Origin of the sequence: Nodularia sp. UHCC 0506 (assembly GCF_034931045.1) — a bacterium.
In the GTDB taxonomy this organism is placed as follows: domain Bacteria; phylum Cyanobacteriota; class Cyanobacteriia; order Cyanobacteriales; family Nostocaceae; genus Nodularia.
Map to the genome: position 1 here is coordinate 1 of NZ_JAYGHH010000068.1, position 4,536 is coordinate 4,536.

Consider the following 4,536-nt stretch of genomic DNA (forward strand, 5'->3'; position numbering starts at 1 on the left):
CAGAAACTTGATTTAATAGAACGGGACCATCCTGCTTATCAATCTGTAATATCTCATGTTTTAGAAGACGCTTGTAATTCAGAATCTTCAAATCGCATTCATAAAGGAGAAGTGCGTGACTGGCTTAACTCCCTTCTCGATTGAAAAATCTGATAATTTCCAGCGTTCTTTTAAAAAACTGGCAAAGTTTCATGGTTCTAGTTTTGTTGAACGGATGGTAAAAGTTATAGAAAACTTGACTGAAGAGCAATATCCTCATAACTCCCGTCAAGAACCTTTACCCGCAAAGATGCAACTAGCAAAAGGATGGACATTTCACAAATTGGAATTATGATTTGCTAAAGGAGCTTCCGGACAAATCAGATTAATGTATTTAGTGAATTTCACTACTTGTGCAATCAAATTAGTTTGGATTTATAGTCATGAGCAATTTGCTAAACGCCCTGGGGAGAAAGATTTAAAGAGTGTGATCGAAGAAATATTAGACTGTTAGTGAAATATTATTTTTGTTTATCTGTGTCTATCTGTGGTTTCATTTGAAAAGACATCAACTCTTGCAAAATATCTAATTTAAATGATTACAAAGATTGTACCTGCCGTTGTGGTACTGGGTCAAAACAGTGTCCCAGTAGCCCGAAAAATCATCAATGTCCTGCCAGGGGCGACATTATACGGTTTGGCAGGACGTACATCTGGTGTTGATGTCACTTTCACTAACTTCGGTGACACAGTGCGGGAGTTGTTCGCAGAGGGAACGCCTTTAATTGGTATTTGTGCTGCTGGCATTCTGATTAGAACCATAGCACCAATGCTTTCTGATAAAAAACAGGAACCACCAGTATTAGCTGTAGCTGAAGATGGAAGTGCTGTGGTTCCCCTTTTGGGTGGACTGAATGGCGTGAATGATTTGGCGCGACGCATTGCTGAGGTACTTGATATTAAACCTGCAATCACTACAACAGGTGATATCCGTTTCCGCACAGCGTTATTATCTCCTCCTCCTGGATATTATTTAGCCAACCCAGATGATGCTAAAAAATTTAGCTCAGATTTATTAGCTGGGGCGCAAGTCAGGCTTGAAGGTTCTGCGCCTTGGTTGAGTAATAGTCAACTACCAATAGACCCCAACGGCGATTTAACTATCCAAGTTACAGAACGCTTAGTAACTCCTGCGCCCAATCGCCTGGTTTATCACCCAGCAACTATAGCCATTGCCAGCAGCGATCCTGTTGATGTAGCTTTAGTACAACAGATGTTAGCAGATGCCGAACTTGCCCCCGCATCAGTAGCCGGAATATTTGCACCTATCACCCTAGCTAATAATCCCAACTTAAAAGCCATTGCCAACGCCTTTAAAGTACCTACACGCTTCTTTACCTCAGATCAACTAGAAAAATTGACAGCACAAGGTTATAGCCCAGTCCAAGCCATAGCCATCAACGCCACTGGTTCGTCTCCCTTATCCTCCTCATCTTCCCACCTAGCGATTCCTACGGAGCGCTTCGCTATCGCCATTGCCTCCAAACCCATCGACCCCAGCACCATCGGTCAAGCACAGGGACAGTTAGCAATTATTGGTACTGGGCCAGGTGGTTCACAGTGGATGTCTCCAGAGGTAAAAGAAATACTCAAATCTGCAACTGATTTGGTGGGTTACAAAACATACATAGATTTAATTGGTTCTCTAGCTGATGGTAAACAACTGCACGAGTCCGACAACCGTGAAGAAATTGCACGGGCAACAATGGCGTTGGACTTGGCAGCACAAGGGCGATATGTCGCTGTAGTTTCTTCTGGTGATCCTGGGATATATGCAATGGCGGCGGCTGTATTTGAGGTATGCGATCGCTATCCCAAACCGGAATGGGATAGTATAAACATTCATGTTGCACCAGGTATCTCAGCGATGCAAGCGGCGGCGGCAAGCATTGGTGCGCCTTTAGGACATGACTTTTGCGCGATTTCCTTATCTGATATTTTAAAACCTTGGTCAATTATCGAACAACGAATTGCTAGAGCTGCTGAAGCTGATTTTGCGATCGCCTTTTATAATCCTGTGTCCAAAGAGCGTACTTGGCAACTAGCCGCAGCCAAAAATATTTTACTGCAATATAGAACACCAGATACCCCAGTAGTATTAGCAAGAAATCTCGGCAGACCAGGACAAGTAGTCAAGGTCATCAAACTTGACCAGTTAGTAACAGACTCCGCCGATATGCGAACAGTTATTTTAGTTGGTTCCAGTCAAACCCGAACCATTCAGCGCAGTAATGGCAGCATTTCCGTTTATACACCAAGACGATACACCGACCAAAAGATCCAAGGGACTGACTAATAAAAACTGGGATGCACCCTAACTTTGTGTCCTCTGCGTCTCTGTGGTAGCCTTCTGCAAGCTACGCTAACGTTTATTAGAATAATTTATTTCTCGGAAATCCCTGAAAAAGAAAAAGCTAGAGCATAATTCTAAAATTACTACTCTAGCTCATGATACTTTTTTAAAGTTAAAAATCTTGGGGATGATTAGCATCCACCCTCAACGATTACTTACTGACTGGTGCTTCAGAAGCTGTTTTACCAATCAACATTGCAGCATTCTCGTCACTTTCAAGAATACCAAATTCAATCAACAATTCTTCTAGCTCTTCCATTTCGATGGGTGTAGGAATTGTCAGATTTTTGTTGTTGATAATCTTGGTAGCCAAAGTCCGATATTCCTTACTTTGATTACTATCAGGTGCGTACTCGTTGACAGTCATCCGACGCAACTCAGCGTGTTGTACAATGTTGTCGCGAGGTACAAAGTGAATCATTTGGGTGTTCAAGCGTTTCGCCAGGGTTTCGATTAAATCAACTTCCCTGTCAACGTTACGGCTGTTACAAATCAAACCACCCAGGCGTACACCACCAGTGTGAGCATATTTAAGAACACCACGAGCGATATTATTAGCAGCGTACATTGCCATCATTTCGCCTGATGTAACAATGTAGATTTCTTGCGCTTTACCTTCTCTTATAGGCATCGCAAAACCACCGCATACAACGTCGCCTAATACGTCGTAGGATACGAAGTCAACATCTGTGTATGCACCATTTTCTTCTAAGAAGTTGATGGCGGTAATAATACCCCGACCAGCACAACCTACACCGGGTTCTGGACCACCTGATTCTACACAACGGACATCGCGGAAGCCGGTCAGCATGACTTCATGTAATTCGATGTCTTCTACAGCGCCTCTTTCAGCAGCCAATTGTAGAACACTGGTTTGAGCTTTACTGTGTAGCATCAAACGAGTGGAGTCAGCTTTAGGGTCACAACCGACGATAAGAATACGCTGACCCATTTCCGCCATAGCAGCCAAGGTGTTTTGAGAGGTAGTAGATTTACCAATACCACCTTTACCATAGAAAGCTATTTGTCTAATTTTTTCGTCAGTCATGATAATGATTTCCTACAATTATTTTGTTGATTGGTCTGAATGTTTCTATCAGTCCTTCAGGCTTGGTTAGGTATAGTTCAACCAGTATGAGTCTGACATTTGCAGCGAATTATGCCACGTTTTTCCAGTTGAGAAGCTAACACTTGGAGGTCAGTTCTCATCCATATATCATCTCTGCCAAAAAGTTGCGTTGATGCAGAGTAATTTTTTTAGAAAATTGCTCAAATGATATTGCAAGTGTTACCAGATGTACTGATGACGCAGCTTTCAACAGCTTAAACCAAGCATTATTAGTTGTTGTAGTATCCCCATCGGTTGCTCAGACCTTAAGAGTAGTTGCAGCAGGAATTTAAGTTTATATAGAGTGCATCCCTGAACTACATCACTAACCAACCAACATTGCAATTTACTCTCAATGGTGACTACAATTTTCCTGATTTTGCTGATGTTATGAACGTCAATAACTTCTAATTCATTGAATTAGCCCATGAGTAATACAAGGAGATAAATCCTCGCCTAAAAGTGGCACTCTTGCGTCGGCAATTTCTTGGTGATGTTTGACAATATGGTTAAATTCCTGGATATGTGGAACAGTATCAGCTCGGCTTGAACTTTATGTTCCAACAGATAAGAATGCTATACCTTAGTTCGCGGTTAAGAATATTTTTCGCCGCTAGTGCTAAGTTAATAACCGTTCTAATTTCTATTGAATTGTTAAGTTTTACTAAAAGTCTTTCTTCCTAGACTCTAAGTTTAATTGCATCTGGAGGGTAATCCCAACTAGGTTAGCCAAATCTCACTAGCCCATACCAAGGCAGTTTTGATTGACTTCAAGTTGTTACGAAAGTTACTATCCTACCTAGCCTGAGTTTACCTATTCGTTACAAAAAGCGGTAACGAATCGAAGTGAATTTACCAGAGCAAAAAAACTTTATTGAGCTTGTCTCAATTATGTGAATTTTTCTACTGCTTTTACTTTTTTGATTCCTATACGAAGCATAACATATAAATTTCCATCTATTTATCGAATGCAAATTCATTTTTTTCATTTAAGCAAAGCCGATATTGTTATTAGTATCGTAAATAGCAATATAGG

The 4,536-nt window shown here is 41.3% G+C and carries 3 protein-coding genes; 2 read left to right on the forward strand and 1 reads right to left on the reverse strand.

The window, feature by feature from the left end:
• The first annotated feature begins 115 nt into the window (after positions 1 to 115).
• Complete coding sequence (locus VB654_RS23520; protein ID WP_323216252.1) at positions 116 to 334, forward strand: hypothetical protein; 219 nt, start codon at positions 116 to 118, stop codon at positions 332 to 334.
• A gap of 240 nt (positions 335 to 574) precedes the next feature.
• The gene (cobJ, locus tag VB654_RS23525; RefSeq protein WP_323216253.1) at positions 575 to 2,335 is read left to right on the forward strand and encodes a precorrin-3B C(17)-methyltransferase; all 1,761 of its coding nucleotides are present in this window, start codon (positions 575 to 577) and stop codon (positions 2,333 to 2,335) included.
• 208 nt (positions 2,336 to 2,543) lie between these two features.
• On the opposite strand, the gene nifH is transcribed toward cobJ, so the two are convergent.
• Positions 2,544 to 3,440, reverse strand: a complete 897-nt coding sequence (gene nifH / locus VB654_RS23530; protein WP_323216255.1) for a nitrogenase iron protein — start codon at positions 3,438 to 3,440, stop codon at positions 2,544 to 2,546.
• Positions 3,441 to 4,536 lie beyond the last annotated feature (1,096 nt).

Coding starts and splice junctions, on each gene's coding strand:
- nifH (WP_323216255.1), bottom strand. CDS start 3,440: ATGACTGACGAAAAAATTAGACAAATAGCTTTCTATGGTAAAGGTGGT.
- cobJ (WP_323216253.1), top strand. CDS start 575: ATGATTACAAAGATTGTACCTGCCGTTGTGGTACTGGGTCAAAACAGT.